At 49.8% G+C, this 14766-nt stretch carries 12 protein-coding genes; 7 read left to right on the forward strand and 5 right to left on the reverse strand.

Annotated features, from left to right (window positions below):
* Nucleotides 1–31: 31 nt before the first annotated feature.
* The 3 genes from JG50_RS0105580 to pckA all read right to left on the reverse strand — a co-directional run bounded on the left by JG50_RS0105580 (nt 32) and on the right by pckA (nt 3508).
* Entirely contained in the window at nt 32–790 is a 759-nt protein-coding gene (locus JG50_RS0105580; protein ID WP_160173817.1) for a DUF3050 domain-containing protein, read from the reverse strand.
* A gap of 301 nt (nt 791–1091) precedes the next feature.
* Nucleotides 1092–1721 carry a uridine kinase gene (gene udk, locus JG50_RS0105585; RefSeq protein WP_033100112.1) on the reverse strand — a complete coding sequence of 210 codons (630 nt, stop codon included), beginning with the start codon at nt 1719–1721 and terminating at the stop codon, nt 1092–1094.
* A gap of 203 nt (nt 1722–1924) precedes the next feature.
* The gene (gene pckA / locus JG50_RS0105590; protein ID WP_052154030.1) at nt 1925–3508 is read right to left on the reverse strand and encodes a phosphoenolpyruvate carboxykinase (ATP); all 1584 of its coding nucleotides are present in this window, start codon (nt 3506–3508) and stop codon (nt 1925–1927) included.
* A 333-nt stretch (nt 3509–3841) separates the two neighbouring features.
* On the opposite strand from pckA, the gene JG50_RS0105595 reads away from it, so the two are divergent.
* On the forward strand, nt 3842–4222 hold the full coding sequence (locus JG50_RS0105595) for a S1 RNA-binding domain-containing protein (protein ID WP_033100113.1): 381 nt from the start codon (nt 3842–3844) through the stop codon (nt 4220–4222).
* A 263-nt stretch (nt 4223–4485) separates the two neighbouring features.
* On the opposite strand, the gene JG50_RS0105600 is transcribed toward JG50_RS0105595, so the two are convergent.
* Together JG50_RS0105600 and JG50_RS0105605 are read right to left on the reverse strand one after the other, a co-directional pair.
* Nucleotides 4486–5055, reverse strand: coding sequence for a class I SAM-dependent methyltransferase (locus JG50_RS0105600; RefSeq protein ID WP_033100114.1), 570 nt, complete (start codon nt 5053–5055; stop codon nt 4486–4488).
* Between the two features lie 6 nt (nt 5056–5061).
* Nucleotides 5062–6051: a TIGR01212 family radical SAM protein gene (locus JG50_RS0105605; RefSeq protein ID WP_052154031.1), complete on the reverse strand. Its 990-nt coding sequence runs from the start codon at nt 6049–6051 to the stop codon at nt 5062–5064.
* A 146-nt stretch (nt 6052–6197) separates the two neighbouring features.
* On the opposite strand from JG50_RS0105605, the gene JG50_RS0105610 reads away from it, so the two are divergent.
* The 6 genes from JG50_RS0105610 (at nt 6198) to lpdA (ending at nt 14682) form a co-directional block, all read left to right on the forward strand.
* Entirely contained in the window at nt 6198–7064 is an 867-nt protein-coding gene (locus tag JG50_RS0105610) for a Cof-type HAD-IIB family hydrolase (protein WP_033100115.1), read from the forward strand.
* 611 nt (nt 7065–7675) lie between these two features.
* Nucleotides 7676–9004 carry a hemolysin family protein gene (locus tag JG50_RS0105615; RefSeq protein ID WP_232330913.1) on the forward strand — a complete coding sequence of 443 codons (1329 nt, stop codon included), beginning with the start codon at nt 7676–7678 and terminating at the stop codon, nt 9002–9004.
* Nucleotides 9005–9763: 759 nt separating this feature from the next.
* Nucleotides 9764–10870, forward strand: a complete 1107-nt coding sequence (gene pdhA / locus JG50_RS0105620; protein WP_052154033.1) for a pyruvate dehydrogenase (acetyl-transferring) E1 component subunit alpha — start codon at nt 9764–9766, stop codon at nt 10868–10870.
* Between the two features lie 3 nt (nt 10871–10873).
* Nucleotides 10874–11854, forward strand: coding sequence for an alpha-ketoacid dehydrogenase subunit beta (locus JG50_RS0105625; RefSeq protein WP_033100116.1), 981 nt, complete (start codon nt 10874–10876; stop codon nt 11852–11854).
* A gap of 121 nt (nt 11855–11975) precedes the next feature.
* Nucleotides 11976–13259, forward strand: a complete 1284-nt coding sequence (locus tag JG50_RS0105630) for a dihydrolipoamide acetyltransferase family protein (RefSeq protein ID WP_033100117.1) — start codon at nt 11976–11978, stop codon at nt 13257–13259.
* A gap of 4 nt (nt 13260–13263) precedes the next feature.
* Nucleotides 13264–14682 (forward strand): dihydrolipoyl dehydrogenase, encoded by a 1419-nt coding sequence (lpdA, locus tag JG50_RS0105635; RefSeq protein WP_033100118.1) that lies wholly within the window; start codon nt 13264–13266, stop codon nt 14680–14682.
* Nucleotides 14683–14766 lie beyond the last annotated feature (84 nt).

Raw genomic sequence — 14766 nt, forward strand, 5'->3', positions numbered from 1 at the left:
AATGGAACCCGGATTGGCCCCGGGTTCTTTTTCATTGGCGCTTGATTTCGGCCAGGATTCCATCCAACACTCCGCGCCAGGCCGCCAGTGTGGCGTGCGCCACTTTTTCGGCCTGCCCGATCTTGACCGGATCTTCCCCGCACAGGGTGAGCAGCAAATTCTCCGCGATCGGGGCCCGTTTGTTGGAGCTAATCTGGGTATGGCGATTGAGAAAGTAGATGAGCCGCTCTGAAACGGAGATTTTGGAAAAGCTTTTGGCCAGACGGGCATACAGTTCCGGCACCAAATATTCGTATCCGTAGCAGAAGGCAGAGGCGACTTCATGCAACTGACCATTGCCGGCAAGTTCAAGACACTGCTTGGTGAAATCAGCAGCAGAAGGCGGGATTTCGCTCTGAAACAGCGACTCGACCGGATGGTAGCCAGCCTGCAACATTTGCAGGTATGTCTCAATCGGATTCGTGTCTGCTTTCATTTCCTCCATGGCTTGAAAATAAATTTCAAAATGGCTGGCATAGTTGCCCTTTCCGTCTTTGTCGGTTTCTTCCCAGACGGCCAATTCATTGAGAAAGCGGGCAAATGAAGCATTTGTCCGCGGCAGCCAGGGCAGGGAGACACAAGTGAATGACTGTTGCAATTTTTTAAGCAAAGACATATAAACCCATACCACAAAAATATGGTGCTTCATAAAGATTCGCACATTTCCCTCTGTATGGAGATGCGACAGCAAAGCGTGAGTCAAAATTTCCTTGCGGGCGGCTTGAAGTGATTGGGTTTCTAACGTTTTCAACGGTTTCTCCTCCCGGTTTTGCGATTGATCAGCTCCGAATCCCATCCCCCGACTCGCTCGCGGTCAACGGGATTCTCCGTTTATGTTCGCATTGGATTGATCAACAGGTGATGATATCAGTGAAATCAAAGGATATTTTAACGTATTCCTGACATTGTTACAATTTGCGCCGCTAAGCAATCAGGTCTTTTCGGCATAACCCGGGATGAAATCTTGAAATGAGGAAGGAAAGGCGGGCATGATGCCCCGGCTTGTGACGCACTTTACAGAAAAAGCCCTCCAAGTCGGGATTGGAAGGCTTTCAGATCGTATCGGCAATTCGGAGAAAGGTCCGGATCTGATTGATTAACAGATTGATCGCCACTTGGTTGTGACCGCCCTCAGGGATGATGAGATCGGCGTAGCGCTTGCTCGGTTCGACAAATTGCAGGTGCATCGGGCGCACAACATTTAAGTATTGTTCCATCACCGATTCAAATGTTCGCCCACGCTCCTGGATATCCCGCTCGATCCGCCGCAAAATCCGCACATCAGCATCGGTGTCCACGAACACCTTAATATCCATCAGGCTGCGCAAACGTTCGTCATCGAGGATGAGAATCCCTTCGAGAATGATGACATCCCTGGGATTGAGAACGACGGTTTCCTTGGCCCGGGTGTGGAGCTTGTAATCGTAAATCGGTTTTTCAATGGGACAGTAATTTAAAAGCTGCTGGATGTGGGAGTACAAAAGATCATTGTCAAAGGCGAGCGGATGGTCGTAATTCGTTTTTTTTCTCTCTTCCAGGGTGAGGTGGGATTGATCTTTATAGTAGGAATCCTGCTCCAGGTAAACCACCGATTCAGCAAACTGCTGAACCAGTTTTTTGGCTACGGTCGTTTTTCCCGAACCGGTTCCTCCGGCCACTCCAATTACTACGGGTCTTGTCATAAGTCGCTTCCCTTCCTATAGCAATAAAACCCTATATTTTACTGTTGAGATCATATCAATATTATAGTTTTATTGCAAGTTAAACATTGTTCCATTAAAAAATGATTAAGTCTATGTGAATGGAATGCCGAGGATGAGGGGACGTGATGCCCCTTTACGAAAAAAAGCCAACAGACCGTTTTTGATCTGTTGGCTGTTCCGGTTCAGTCGGCGAATCTGGGACCGGATTGGCGGATGGAATCGCTCACATTTCTAAAGGATGCGAAATGCTGATGGAAGCGCTTGGCCAGTTCTCGCGCTTTTTGATCATATTCCGCTGGGGCGGCCCAGGTATTGCGCGGGTTCAGGATTTCGGCAGGCACGCCGGGACAAGAGACGGGAATTGAAAGGCCGAAGATCGGGTCTTCGATATATTCCACATCGCGAAGCTGCCCTTTGATTGCGGCATGAACCATCGCGCGGGTAAAACGGAGATCCATCCGGCGGCCGATTCTGTAAGGTCCTCCCGTCCAGCCGGTATTGACGAGATATACTTCCACCTGATGCTCGGCCACTTTTTTGCCCAGCATCTCAGCATACATTTCTGCCGGGCGAGGCAGGAAGGGAGCTCCGAAGCAAGTGGAGAAAGTGGCTTCGGGTTCTGTCACGCCACGCTCGGTTCCCGCCAGTTTGCTGGTGTAGCCGGACAGAAAATGGTACATGGCTTGCTCCGGTGTCAGTTTGGAGATCGGGGGCAGAACGCCAAAAGCATCGGCGGTTAAAAACAGAATCACGCTGGGATGCCCGCCGCGCCCCTCTTTTACCGCTCCCGGGATATAATCAACCGGATAGGCAGCACGCGTGTTTTCCGTAAGTGTGTCATCCTTGTAATCCGGGGATCGGTCTGCTGTCAGCACCACATTTTCCAGCACTGTGCCAAAACTTACGGCATTCCAGATCTGCGGCTCTTTCTCGGGATTTAAACCGATGCACTTGGCGTAGCAGCCGCCTTCGATGTTAAATACGCCCTGGTCTGACCAGCCGTGTTCGTCGTCTCCGATCAAAAAACGCTCCGGGTCAGCGGACAAGGTGGTTTTGCCGGTGCCGGAAAGCCCGAAGAAGAGAGCGACATCTCCGTCTTTTCCCATGTTGGCGGAGCAGTGCATCGGCATTACCCCGTATTCCGGCAGCAAATAGTTCATAACGCTGAAAATCGACTTTTTCATTTCCCCTGCATATTCCGTCCCGGCGATCAGCACCATGCGACGGGCAAAGCTGATTGCGATGACTGTTTCCGAGCGGGTTCCAAAGACGGCCGGGTCTGCTTTAAAACCGGGGGCGCAGATGACGGTAAATTCCGGGTTATGCTGTTGCAGCTCTTCTTTTGTCGGTCTGACAAACAATTGATGAACAAACAGATTATGCCAGTCGTATTCGTTGATCACGCGTACCGGAAGGCGGTAGGTTGGATCTGCTCCGGCAAATCCGTCGAAAACAAAAACATCTTTTTCCATTAAGTAATCTTGCATGTGTTTGAAAAGAAGTGCAAATGTTTCCGGTTCCATCGGCTGGTTGACCGGTCCCCAGTCAATCTGTTCCTTGATTGATTCGTCCGCTGCGATATATTTATCCTTGGGGGAACGTCCGGTAAAAGAGCCAGTCGTGGCCCGTAAGGCACCGTTCGCTGTGAGAACCGCTTCATTTCGCTTGAGTGCTTGCTCGACCAGTTCGGCGACAGTCAGCTGATAGTGCACTTTGGCGCCAAGCTTAAAGGTTGAGCCGCTGTTTGCGGGAATTACCATACTCATACGTAACATCCACCTTTTTTATTTTTGCAATTTTATGTTGGAATCGCGATTTATGATATACCGAATCAATAAATAGTATAACATAATGGTATACAGAGGGTGAATATGTTATTTTTAATTGCCGCTGATTCCGAATCGTGATGAACCAAATGCCGAGTCGGGCGATGCTTGAAAAAACGTTTATATTTAATTGGTTTGGGAATAAGATGGAAGTAATATGTGGAGATTGTCATAAAGCTTAAGGAAATTGTTTCTAGGTATTAATACCCATTGACTTTTACAAAAATAAATGGTACCTTTGTACAGAATGAATTCCACTTCGGGAGTGTTATAATGAGCGAGTTAAAGGAAGGGGCCGTCGTACAGGGAGAGGTGATCTCTACCAAACCATTTGGTGCGTTCGTCAAGCTTGAGTCGGGTGAAACCGGTTTGGTTCACATCTCTCAGATCTCGACAAAGTATGTAGAAAAAGTTGAAGACGAATTGCAGGTCGGTGCGGTAGTCAAAGCAAAAGTGCTTTCGATTGATCCGTCAGGAAAGATTTCCTTGTCGATAAAGGCGCTCCAGGATGACCGTCAGCGGGAACGCAGAGGCGGCGATCGTCGCGGTGGACGGAAAAGCCCTGCTGATTTCGAAGATATGATGAAAAAATGGATGAAGAGCAGCGAAGAACGCTTGAGCGCACTTGCGGCGAAGCAAAGAAGAAACCGATAGAAATTAAGAGAGCAACATCTTCCAGAGGGGAAGATGTTTTTTTATGCCTGCATCCTTGCCGGGAGAATCTGAACTTTACATCGGAAGCGCCGCACAACCCCGGATGGAAGTTCAGGCAATCGCAAAAGGGGAAGAGGTGCCCCTCTGCTGACTGACCGTTCGGAACGCAGTGATGTTCAGGGAGGCACCATGACCTGGCCTGCAACATGCTTTCACGGGCCTGGAATGGGAGGGACCGAACTGATTTGCTTCATTTATCGGGTTTACCTCTTTTCGATTATGACCAGCGAAGGGGCTTGCTTCCGATTGATCAGCTGTTGCCACAGCACTTGATAGGATTTCGGACATAAGCCTGTGGCAAAACGGATGACGTGGTCCGCTTCCTCCTGGCCGCCGGGATGTCCGGTATACAGTGCACAGGTGAGAATGCCGCCGGATTTGAGCCAATCCAGTGCCGTTTGCAAGGCGGGAATGGTTGTTTCTTTCCGGGTGATGACGGATGAATCCCCGTGTGGCAAGTAGCCGAGATTAAACATGGCGGCATGAATCTTTCCTTTCAATCGGGGGGGAAGTTCCTCTCCCATCCGATGATGGCTGGCATGAAACAAACGAACCTGTTCCAGCTGTCCCGCTTTTTCCAGACGGCACCTTGCTTGTTGCAGGGCGGCTTGCTGAATGTCAAAGCCGAATACGGCTCCGGACGGCCCGGTTGTTTCAGCCAGAAAAAGGGTATCATACCCGTTGCCGACCGTTCCGTCAATCGCGAAACCGCCGGGAGGCAAGGCTTGTTTTATGTAGTGGCGGGCGCTTTGCAAAATGGAAGGGAGGATCATGACGGATCACTCCCTGATGTTGCCCGGAAGCTGAATGCCCCGCCGCGGCTGTGCTTTTTTCCCTTGCCAGGTATTGCGGCGTTTCAACTCATCGTCGATCGCGTTGAGTACTTCCCATTTTTTTGTGCTCCACATCGGACCGATGAGAAGGTCAGGTGGTCCGTCACCGGTCACACGGTGAATAATCACGTCGGGAGGAAGGATCTCCAGCGAATCGACAACAAGGCGAACGTACTGGTCTTTTTCCAGGAATTGCACCAGCCCTGCTTCGTATTGCTTCACCATCGGCGTGTTCTTCAACAGATGGAGCAAATGGATTTTAATGCCCTGAATATCCATATGGGCACAGGCTTCCACCGTCTGCATCATCATCTCTTCTGTTTCCCCCGGCAAACCGTGGATGATGTGGGCGCATGTATAAATGCCGTGGCGCCGGAGTTTTTCCACACCTTCGACGAAGCAGGCAAAATCATGACCGCGATTGATGAGCTTTGAGGTGGATTCGTGGATGGTTTGCAGACCCAGTTCGACCCAAAGATAAGTGCGTTGATTCAGTTCAGCCAGATATTTCACGACATCATCCGGGAGGCAGTCGGGGCGGGTGGCAATGGCCAGACCGACCACTCCTTCCTGCTCCAGGATCGGCTCGTACATTTCTTTTAAGACTTCCACCGGGGCATACGTGTTGCTGAATGCTTGAAAATAGCCGATATATTTGGCGTCCGGCCATTTGGTGTGCATTCGGTCTTTCACTTCTTGAAACTGTTTTAATAAATCATCGCGCCGGTTGCCGGCAAAATCACCGGAACCGCGGGCGCTGCAGAAGGTGCAGCCGCCGATGGCCACTTTTCCGTCGCGGTTGGGACAAGTGAAGCCGCCATCCAGAGCCACCTTGAACACTTTTTGCCCGAACAGGCTGCGCAGATGATGGTTCCATGTATGGTAACGTTTATCTCCCCACAGACGAGGAGCGGTTGTTGGCATCTCTTCGTGCATGACGATCATCCTTTATTCTTCTGAATCTGTTCCTATTATACATGATTTGCGGCTGGCATGCTTCTTCATCAAGTTCATGATCGTTTTTGGAAATTGAGTTACAATATAGATTCGGGTGACTCACTAACATCGAGGGAGTGAAGAGCGTGGTTAAACTGGTTGTCAGTGATTTGGACGGAACCCTTTTAAATGAGGAAGGAAAAGTCAGTGAGGAAAATAAACGGGCCCTTCGTTTGGCTGAGGAACACGGCGTGCAGGTGATGATTGCGACGGGCCGTCCCTACCGCTCGGCCATGGAAGTGGTCGAGGAAGCGGGATTGAAATGTCCCTTGATCTTCTTAAACGGTGCCTGTATCCAAACCCGGGACGGAGAGAGGATTCAATCGATTCCGCTGGGTCGGGAACAGGCGGAAATGCTGCATCAAAGGTTTGAAGAGATCGGCATTTACCATCAGGCTTATACGGATCAGGGATTATATGCCAGCCGTCGAGGCTTTGATCTTTTAAAAGTGGAACTGGATCGGGTGAAGAGCGCAAACCCTGAGGTTGACCCGGATGTTTTGAAATCAGCGACCATTGACCGCTTGAAACATTATTGTGTGTCTGGGGTACATGTTGAAGATGCTCTGCAAAACCCCGATGCGTCAATCTATAAAATCCTCGCTTTTTCCATGGAACCGGATAAGCTGGAGCAAGCCCGGAAAAAGGCGGAAGAACTAAGCGGCGTCATTGTGACCGCCTCTGCCGAAAATAATATCGAGGTGAACCATCCCGAGGCGCAAAAAGGAAAGGCAGTGGCTCTCTATGCCGAAAAGCTGGGGATTCCGCTTGAACAGGTGATGGTGATCGGAGATAACCGCAATGATTTGTCGATGATGAAGATTGCCGGTTACAGCGTGGCCATGGGCAATGCCGATGATGAAGTGAAACGCGTCTGCAAATACGTAACCAAGTCCAACTCGGAACACGGAGTCGCCTATGCCATCGAAAAGTGGGCGCTTGCCAAAGCGTAAACCATATTGGAACGCAGATACACCACCTGAAAACACTCAAGGCTGGGTCCGCGGGTTCCTGATCCCGGCTGCATTGACTTCACAGAAAAAATTCACACCGCCGACTTCCGGAAACGAGCGATCCGGCGGGCGGCGGTGTTTTATCACTTCACGAGAAAGAGACCTGTGACTTCAGTTTGGGGGATGAGAGAACTTCAGGCGGGGATGTTTCCACTCTCAAAGCCTGACATCCTTGTTCCAAATGACAATGGATAAGATTAAATCTCACCTTCGGTTGTGATTGTGAATTGTGAGATGTATTTATGTATTTATTTACGTTGCCATCATATCTTAACATCAAGAGGAAAATTACCGCCCTGTGTCGTTCGCCGATTGGGGCGGCGATTTCTTTCTTCGAATGAACTGAATCCCATTCAGACGGGTCCTTTTTTGTTTGCTCTGTTTTTGAACAGAGGAAATCAACCAGCCCGGCCCAGAGGCAGAAGGCAGGAATGAATCTTTCTGCCGAAGTTAATATTTTTCTTATCAGCGTGTTTCTATATAATAGATAGAAAGGTAGATTTTCATCTGCTCCATTTTCATTTTTCATTTGTCTGGGAGGAAGGCAAAAATTGGATGATGTTGCCAGTAGTCTGATACGTTTGTTTTTCGTTGTCCTGCTCGTCTTATTAAACGGTTTTTTTGTGGCGGCTGAATTTGCGATCGTCAAAGTGAGATCAACCAGGATCGCACAGATTGAGAATCGGAGGGGGAGAGTGGCGCAACGGGTTCTGGCCAATCTCGATGCCTATCTGTCGGCTACCCAACTGGGGATTACGCTTGCTTCCCTGGGGCTCGGGTGGATCGGAGAACCGGCCGTCGCCAAACTGATTTCGCCGGTGTTGGCGTATGTGGGCGCCCCGGATTGGCTTATTCATACAATTGCGATTGCGATGGGTTTTTCCATTATTACCTTTATGCATATTGTGCTTGGGGAAATGGCGCCGAAGTCGATCGCGATTCGCCAAGCGGAATCGATTACCCTGTGGACCGCAGTCCCGCTTCATTTATTTTACCGCTTGTTCAAACCGTTTATTTTCATTCTGAATTACAGTGCCAACCTGGCATTAAAAGCGTTTGGCATCGAATTCAACGAAACGCAGCAGGCACATACGGAAGAGGAGATTCGCATGTTGATCGCACAGAGCCACAAAAGCGGTGTGATCGACCAAACAGAGTTGACATTGTTTGATAATGTCTTCGATTTTACGGAACGGGTCGCCCGTGAAGTGATGGTTCCGCGGGTAAAGATGGAGTGTTTGTTTCAGGATAATACGTTTGAGGAGAACTTTAATATTATTAAGAACAGCTATCATACCCGCTTTCCGCTGTGCGGGCGTGACAAGGATGATATACAAGGGATTATTCACATACGGGATGTTTACAATAAATTATCTGAAGGGAAAACACCGAACCTGAAAGAGCTGGCTCGCCCGGTGACGGTTGTTCCGGAAACGATGGAATTGAAGGATATTTTGGTCAACCTGCAAAAGAACCGGGGAGGGATGGCCATCGTCGTCGATGAGTACGGAGGAACGGCGGGCCTGGTGACAACAGAGGATATCATCGAGGAGATTTTCGGGGAAATCCAGGACGAATTTGATAATGAAAAACCGCAGTTCCAGAAGCGAGGGGAGAATACTTCCATTGATTCGCGCCTGCTGATCGAAGATGTGAATGAGTATTTTGATATCAATATAGAAGATCCCGATAATGACACCATCGGAGGATGGCTCTTTTCCGCATTGGGCAAAGTCCCGGAAGTGGGGGACCAAGTGCCCTATGACGGATGGATGTTTACAGTGGAGGAGATGGATCAGTTGCGCATTTCGCGCATTTTCGTTTCTCCGCATCTGACCCGGAACGAGGAGAGCGAGGAAAAGCTGTCGCTGCCGCGATAGATTGATTGGATATATAGGGGGACGATTTGGTCGTCTCCTTCTTTTTATGGTCTTGTAAAAGAAATAAACTCAGGTGTTGGGACCTGAGTCTGCATCAATGAGATTGATGAAAGGAGATTAGCTGCTGGGAGGATCCGCAACAAAACAGCTGTACATCCGGGTCACCTCTTTTAATTTTACTGCTGCCATTTTCGCTTTAAATCATTGTACTCTAAATGCTGAGTTATTTTCAATATAAAGGGTATATTGCTATTGATATAAATATTTTATTAGTTCGTTCCAGTTGAACGATTTGTGTTAAGTAAAAAATATTTTCATAAAAGCTGTGGCCGGGGGGATATAATAGACCGTTAATTCCGTATTTAATGAGAATTTTTATTTTCAATTTTTCATAAAGGGGATTTTGATTCGGGGGTAATATAAAAGAGAATCAACAGCCTGGTTCAAAGAAAGACAGCCAACCATTGGCAGAACGTAAATTTTGAGTGGCGAAATTTGTCCACACCGCGCATTTTCACCGGGTTTCACGGGGAGGAGAGCGATGGTAGGCCAGCGAAATAACCGGAAGGTTCATTGACAAATTTTCGTGGAGTTGTATTATTGAAGAAAGGCCATTTGTTTCATTGGGGAAAGTGTTAATAAAATCAACAGATTTGAAATGATTTGTAACACTGTTTTAAAACAGAACTCATAATTAGTTATAACAGTGAAACGCTTTCACGACCGCTGATACTTATACTGATTGAGGTGAGTAAAACCATGGCCAAAACCAAACAGCGTGAAAAGGGGTATGGAAACGCAGAGGTTCGCCTTGAGCGGATCGAGCCGTTTTCCATCCTGTCGGTAGAAGGGAAAGTAATCAACAAGGATCAAATGCCGAGGCTGAGTGATGAACAGCTTCGGGAATTGATGAGAAGAATGGTCTTTACCCGTGTATGGGATCAACGTGCCGTAGGATTGGCGCGGCAAGGACGGCTGGGCTTCTATGCTCCGGTTTCCGGACAGGAAGCAACCATGATCGGCAGTGAGTTTGCGCTGAACAAAGATGACTACATCCTGCCGGGTTACCGTGACATTCCGCAGCTCTACTGGCATGGTTATCCGATGTATCAGGCGTTTCTGTGGTCGCGTGGCCATCAGCACGGAGGAGAAATCCCGGAAGATGTTCATGTCCTGATGCCGCAAATCATCATCGGGGCGCAATACGTGCAAACCTCCGGTGTGGCAATGGGGCTGAAACGCCGTGGCAAGAAACAGGTGGTCATTACCTTTACCGGTGACGGCGGAAGCTCGCAAGGTGATTTCTACGAAGCGATGAACTTTGCCGGCGTTTACAAATTGCCTGCCATTTTTGTCGTGCAAAATAACCGTTATGCCATTTCCACACCGTTCTCCAAACAGACGGCGGCGGAAACCGTTGCCCAAAAAGGTGTCGCCGCAGGAATCCGCAGCATCCAAGTGGATGGCTTTGACGTATTGGCTGTGTACAAAGCGGTGGCCGATGCCGCTCAACGCGCGCGCAACGGAGAAGGCCCGACCTTGATCGAGGCACTCAACTACCGTCTTGGACCTCACTCGATGTCCGGGGATGACCCGACCCGTTACCGTTCCAAAGATGAACCTTCTGAGTACGATGAACGGGAACCGTTGGTACGTTTCCGCCGCTTCCTTGAAGCAAAAGGCCTGTGGACGGAACAAGATGAAGAAAGTGCGATTGAAGAAGCAAAACAAGCAGTGGCGGATGCGGCGAAGAAAGCGGATAAATTTGAGAAAATGACCATTGCCGGCCTGATCGACAGCATGTACGAAATCACGCCTCCGCATCTGGAAAAACAGAAAGCAGAGTATACGAAGGAGGGCAAATAAACCATGCCAAAGATGACAATGGTAAAAGCAATCAACGATGCCCTGCGCGTGGAATTAAAACGGGATCCGAACGTGCTCGTATTCGGTGAAGACGTAGGGGTTAACGGGGGTGTGTTCCGCGTTACCGACGGCTTGGCCAAAGAGTTCGGGGAAGACCGTGTGTTTGACACTCCTTTGGCTGAGTCTGGAATCGGCGGTTTGGCCATCGGTTTGGCTACCCAGGGATTCCGTCCTGTTGCGGAAATCCAATTCATCGGTTTTATTTTTGAAGCGATGGATTCCATCTGTGTCCAAGCTCCGCGGATGCGTTACCGTTCCGGCGGCCGTTACCAAGCACCAATCGTATTCCGCGCTCCGTTTGGTGCCGGGGTGAAACCACCGGAACTTCACGGGGACAGCTTGGAAGGTTATCTCACGCAAACACCGGGATTGAAAGTCGTTTGCCCGTCCAATCCATATGATGCCAAAGGATTGCTGATTTCGGCCATTCGTGACAACGATCCCGTTTTCTTCCTCGAACATCTGAAATTGTATTTCTCTCTCAAGGATGAAGTGCCGGAAGGAGAATACACTGTTCCGATCGGGAAAGCAAACGTGGTTCGCGAAGGTTCCGATGTGACCATCATCACCTACGGCGCCATGGTTCACACCTCTTTGAAAGCCGCTGAAATTGCGGAAAAAGAAAGAGGAGCCAAAGTGGAAGTAATCGACCTGCGGACGCTCAGCCCGCTCGATACCGAAACCATTATCAACTCGGTTGAAAAAACCGGCCGCGCGATCGTTGTGCAGGAAGCTCCGCGCAGTACCGGTATTGCTGCCGAAGTGATTGCGCAAATTAATGAAAATGCCATTTTGAAACTGGATGCACCGGTCAAACGCGTTGCTCCGCCGGATACGGTCCTCGCCTTCCCGCTGATTGAGGAAGAGTGGATTCCGGATGCTTCCCGCGTTGTGAAAGGCATCTACGAAGTTCTTGATTTTTAATGATTTGTCTTCCCATGACGGCTGTGTAGTTCGGGCGGACACAGTCTATCCGCGGTGACTTCCGGTTTGGTCACCGCCTCCTTTTGCCCGATGATCTGAAGTTAGAACAGGAGGAACTATCGTGGCAGCATATCAGTTTAAGTTGCCGGATGTGGGTGAAGGGATCCACGAAGGCGAAATCGTGAAGTTGCATGTCAAAGAAGGCGATCGGATTCAAGAATTCGATATTTTTGCCGAAGTTCAAACCGATAAGGCGGTAGTGGAAATTCCCTCCCCGGTGACAGGGGTTGTGAAAGAGATTAAAGTAAAAGAAGGCGAGATCGCCTTGGTTCATTCCACCATCGCCGTCATTGATGCCGAAGGTGTAGCAGAAGAAGAGGCTGCCGGGGAACAAGCGGCAGAATCGGTTGAAACGAAAGAGGAAAAACCGGCAGAAGCGAAACAGGAAGCACAAGCGGAAGCGCCTGCCGCCAAACGCGGCAATGTGAGCGCCATGCCGTCCGTTCGCAAACTGGCGCGTGAACTGGGTGTTGACATTACACAAGTGACAGGTTCCGGCAAAAACGGGCGGATTTTGGCCGAAGACGTCAAACGCTTTGCCGAGGGAGGCGCGGTTCAACCGGCTACAGAGCAAAAAACGGAAGCACCGGCTCCGGAAGTGCCCGCGGCAGCACCTGCACAAAAAACACCGATCGAAACGACCGGAAACGAGGAACGGATTCCGCTCAAAGGCATTCGCCGCACGATTGCCACGCGCATGGTCGAGAGCAAACATACGGCTCCGCATGTTACCCTGATGGACGAATTCGATGTAACCGAACTGATCGAATTGCGCAAATGGGGCAAATCCGTTGCTCAAGAGCGCAACATCAAACTTACTTATCTACCGTTCTTCATCAAAGCGGTCGTGGCCGCCCTGCGTGAGTTCCCGACTCTGAATGCATCCATTGACGATGAAAAACAGGAGATTGTGATCAAACATTACTATCATATCGGCTTGGCCACGGCAACGGACAATGGCCTTATGGTTCCTGTCATTCGCGATGCCGACCGCAAATCGATGTTTGATCTGGCCAAAGAAATTGCCGACAAGGCTGCACGCGGCCGCGAAATGAAGCTGGATCCGAGTGAACTGAAAGGCAGCACCTTCACCATTTCCAGCCTCGGCGGTTTTGGCGGTGAATTCTTCACACCGATCATCAATTATCCTGAAGTTGCGATTCTCGGTATCGGGGCAATCAAAGAGAAACCGGTTGTTCACAATGGCGAAATTGCCGTTCGTTCCATCCTGCATGTATCTTTGAGCTTTGACCATCGCCTGATCGACGGGGATGTTGCTGCACGGTTTATCGGACGTTTGAAACAAGTCTTGGAAAGCCCGAAATTGTTAATGATGGAGATGTGATAACATGGTAGTGGGAGATCTTGCTCAAGAAGTAGATGTTCTCGTCATCGGCGCGGGCCCCGGCGGATATGTGGCCGCCATTCGCGCCGCCCAATTGGGACGTTCCGTTGCAATCGTGGATAAAGGAAATCTCGGGGGCGTTTGTCTCAATCGCGGATGTATTCCCTCCAAAGCGATCATCTCGGCTTCTGAACGGTATACCGGGATCAAGGAAGCGGGCGAAATAGGGATCGAAGTTTCCGGCGATGTGACCGTCAATATGCCCAAACTGATGGAATGGAAAAACGGAGTGGTGAAAAAGCTGACCGGCGGCGTAAAATCGCTCCTCAAAGGAAACAAAGTGGAGATTTTAAGCGGTGAAGCATTTTTCAGCGGTCCCAATTCCGTTCGTGTCGTAACCGACGATTCCAGCCAAACCTATAAATTCAACGATGTGATCATCGCGACCGGTTCCCGTCCGGCTGAGCTGAAAATCCTGCCGTTTGACGGCAAACGGATTCTCTCCTCGACGGAAGCACTCAATCTGCAAGAAGTGCCGAAGCGTCTGATCGTGGTCGGCGGCGGTTATATCGGATTGGAACTGGGGACGGCTTATGCCAAACTGGGTGCGGAAGTAACCATTCTCGAAGGAACCAAATCTCTCCTTCCGGGAACCGACCCGATGCTGACCAAAGTTGTCAGCCGCAAATTGAAAAAAACCGGTGTGAACGTCATTACCGAAGCGATGGTGCAAGGCGGCGAAAACACGGGCGATGAAGTTGTCGTTCGTGCGCAGGTGAACGGGGAAGAACAAACGTTTACCGCTGACTATTGCCTTGTTGCCGTTGGCCGCAAACCCAACACCGATGAGCTCGGTCTGGAATATGCGGGTGTCGAACTGGATGAGCGCGGATTTATCAAAATCGATAACCAATGCCGCACCAATGTGGAACACATCTATGCCATCGGTGACTGCGCAGGCGGTGCGCTGCTGGCCCACAAAGCGAGCTACGAAGGCAAAATTGCCGCCGAAGCGATTGCCGGGCTCAACAGCGTCATCGATTATCAGGCCATGCCGTTTGTTATCTTCAGTGATCCTGAAATCGCCTATACCGGCTTGACCGAAGCGCAAGCGAAAGAACAAGGTTATAACCCGGTTGTCAGCCGGTTTGCCTTCCAAGCCAACGGACGCGCGTTGTCCATGAATCATGCCGAAGGTTTTGTACAAATCGTTGCTGATTCCGAAACCAAACAAGTACTGGGTGTACAAATGGTTGGTCCGGAAGTTTCCTCGTTGCTCGGCGAAGCAGTATTTGCCGTGGAAATGGGAGCAAATGCCGAAGATCTGGCCCTCACCATCCACGCGCATCCGACCTTGCCGGAAACGATTATGGAAGCAGCGGAAGGCATTCTTGGACATGCGATTCATATGGTAAATAAATAATTTCTTGCAACCCCCCTTAAAACGCTTTTTGAGCATTAAGGGGGGGTTGTTTTGTGGAAATATGACAGAAATTTAAAAATAATC

It is taken from the genome of Thermoactinomyces daqus (genome assembly GCF_000763315.1).
Classification (GTDB): domain Bacteria; phylum Bacillota; class Bacilli; order Thermoactinomycetales; family Thermoactinomycetaceae; genus Thermoactinomyces_A; species Thermoactinomyces_A daqus.

Coding starts and splice junctions, on each gene's coding strand:
- JG50_RS0105605 (WP_052154031.1), bottom strand. CDS start 6,051: ATGCACGAAGAGATGCCAACAACCGCTCCTCGTCTGTGGGGAGATAAA.
- JG50_RS0105595 (WP_033100113.1), top strand. CDS start 3,842: ATGAGCGAGTTAAAGGAAGGGGCCGTCGTACAGGGAGAGGTGATCTCT.
- pdhA (WP_052154033.1), top strand. CDS start 9,764: ATGGCCAAAACCAAACAGCGTGAAAAGGGGTATGGAAACGCAGAGGTT.
- JG50_RS0105625 (WP_033100116.1), top strand. CDS start 10,874: ATGCCAAAGATGACAATGGTAAAAGCAATCAACGATGCCCTGCGCGTG.
- pckA (WP_052154030.1), bottom strand. CDS start 3,508: ATGAGTATGGTAATTCCCGCAAACAGCGGCTCAACCTTTAAGCTTGGC.
- udk (WP_033100112.1), bottom strand. CDS start 1,721: ATGACAAGACCCGTAGTAATTGGAGTGGCCGGAGGAACCGGTTCGGGA.
- JG50_RS0105600 (WP_033100114.1), bottom strand. CDS start 5,055: ATGATCCTCCCTTCCATTTTGCAAAGCGCCCGCCACTACATAAAACAA.
- lpdA (WP_033100118.1), top strand. CDS start 13,264: ATGGTAGTGGGAGATCTTGCTCAAGAAGTAGATGTTCTCGTCATCGGC.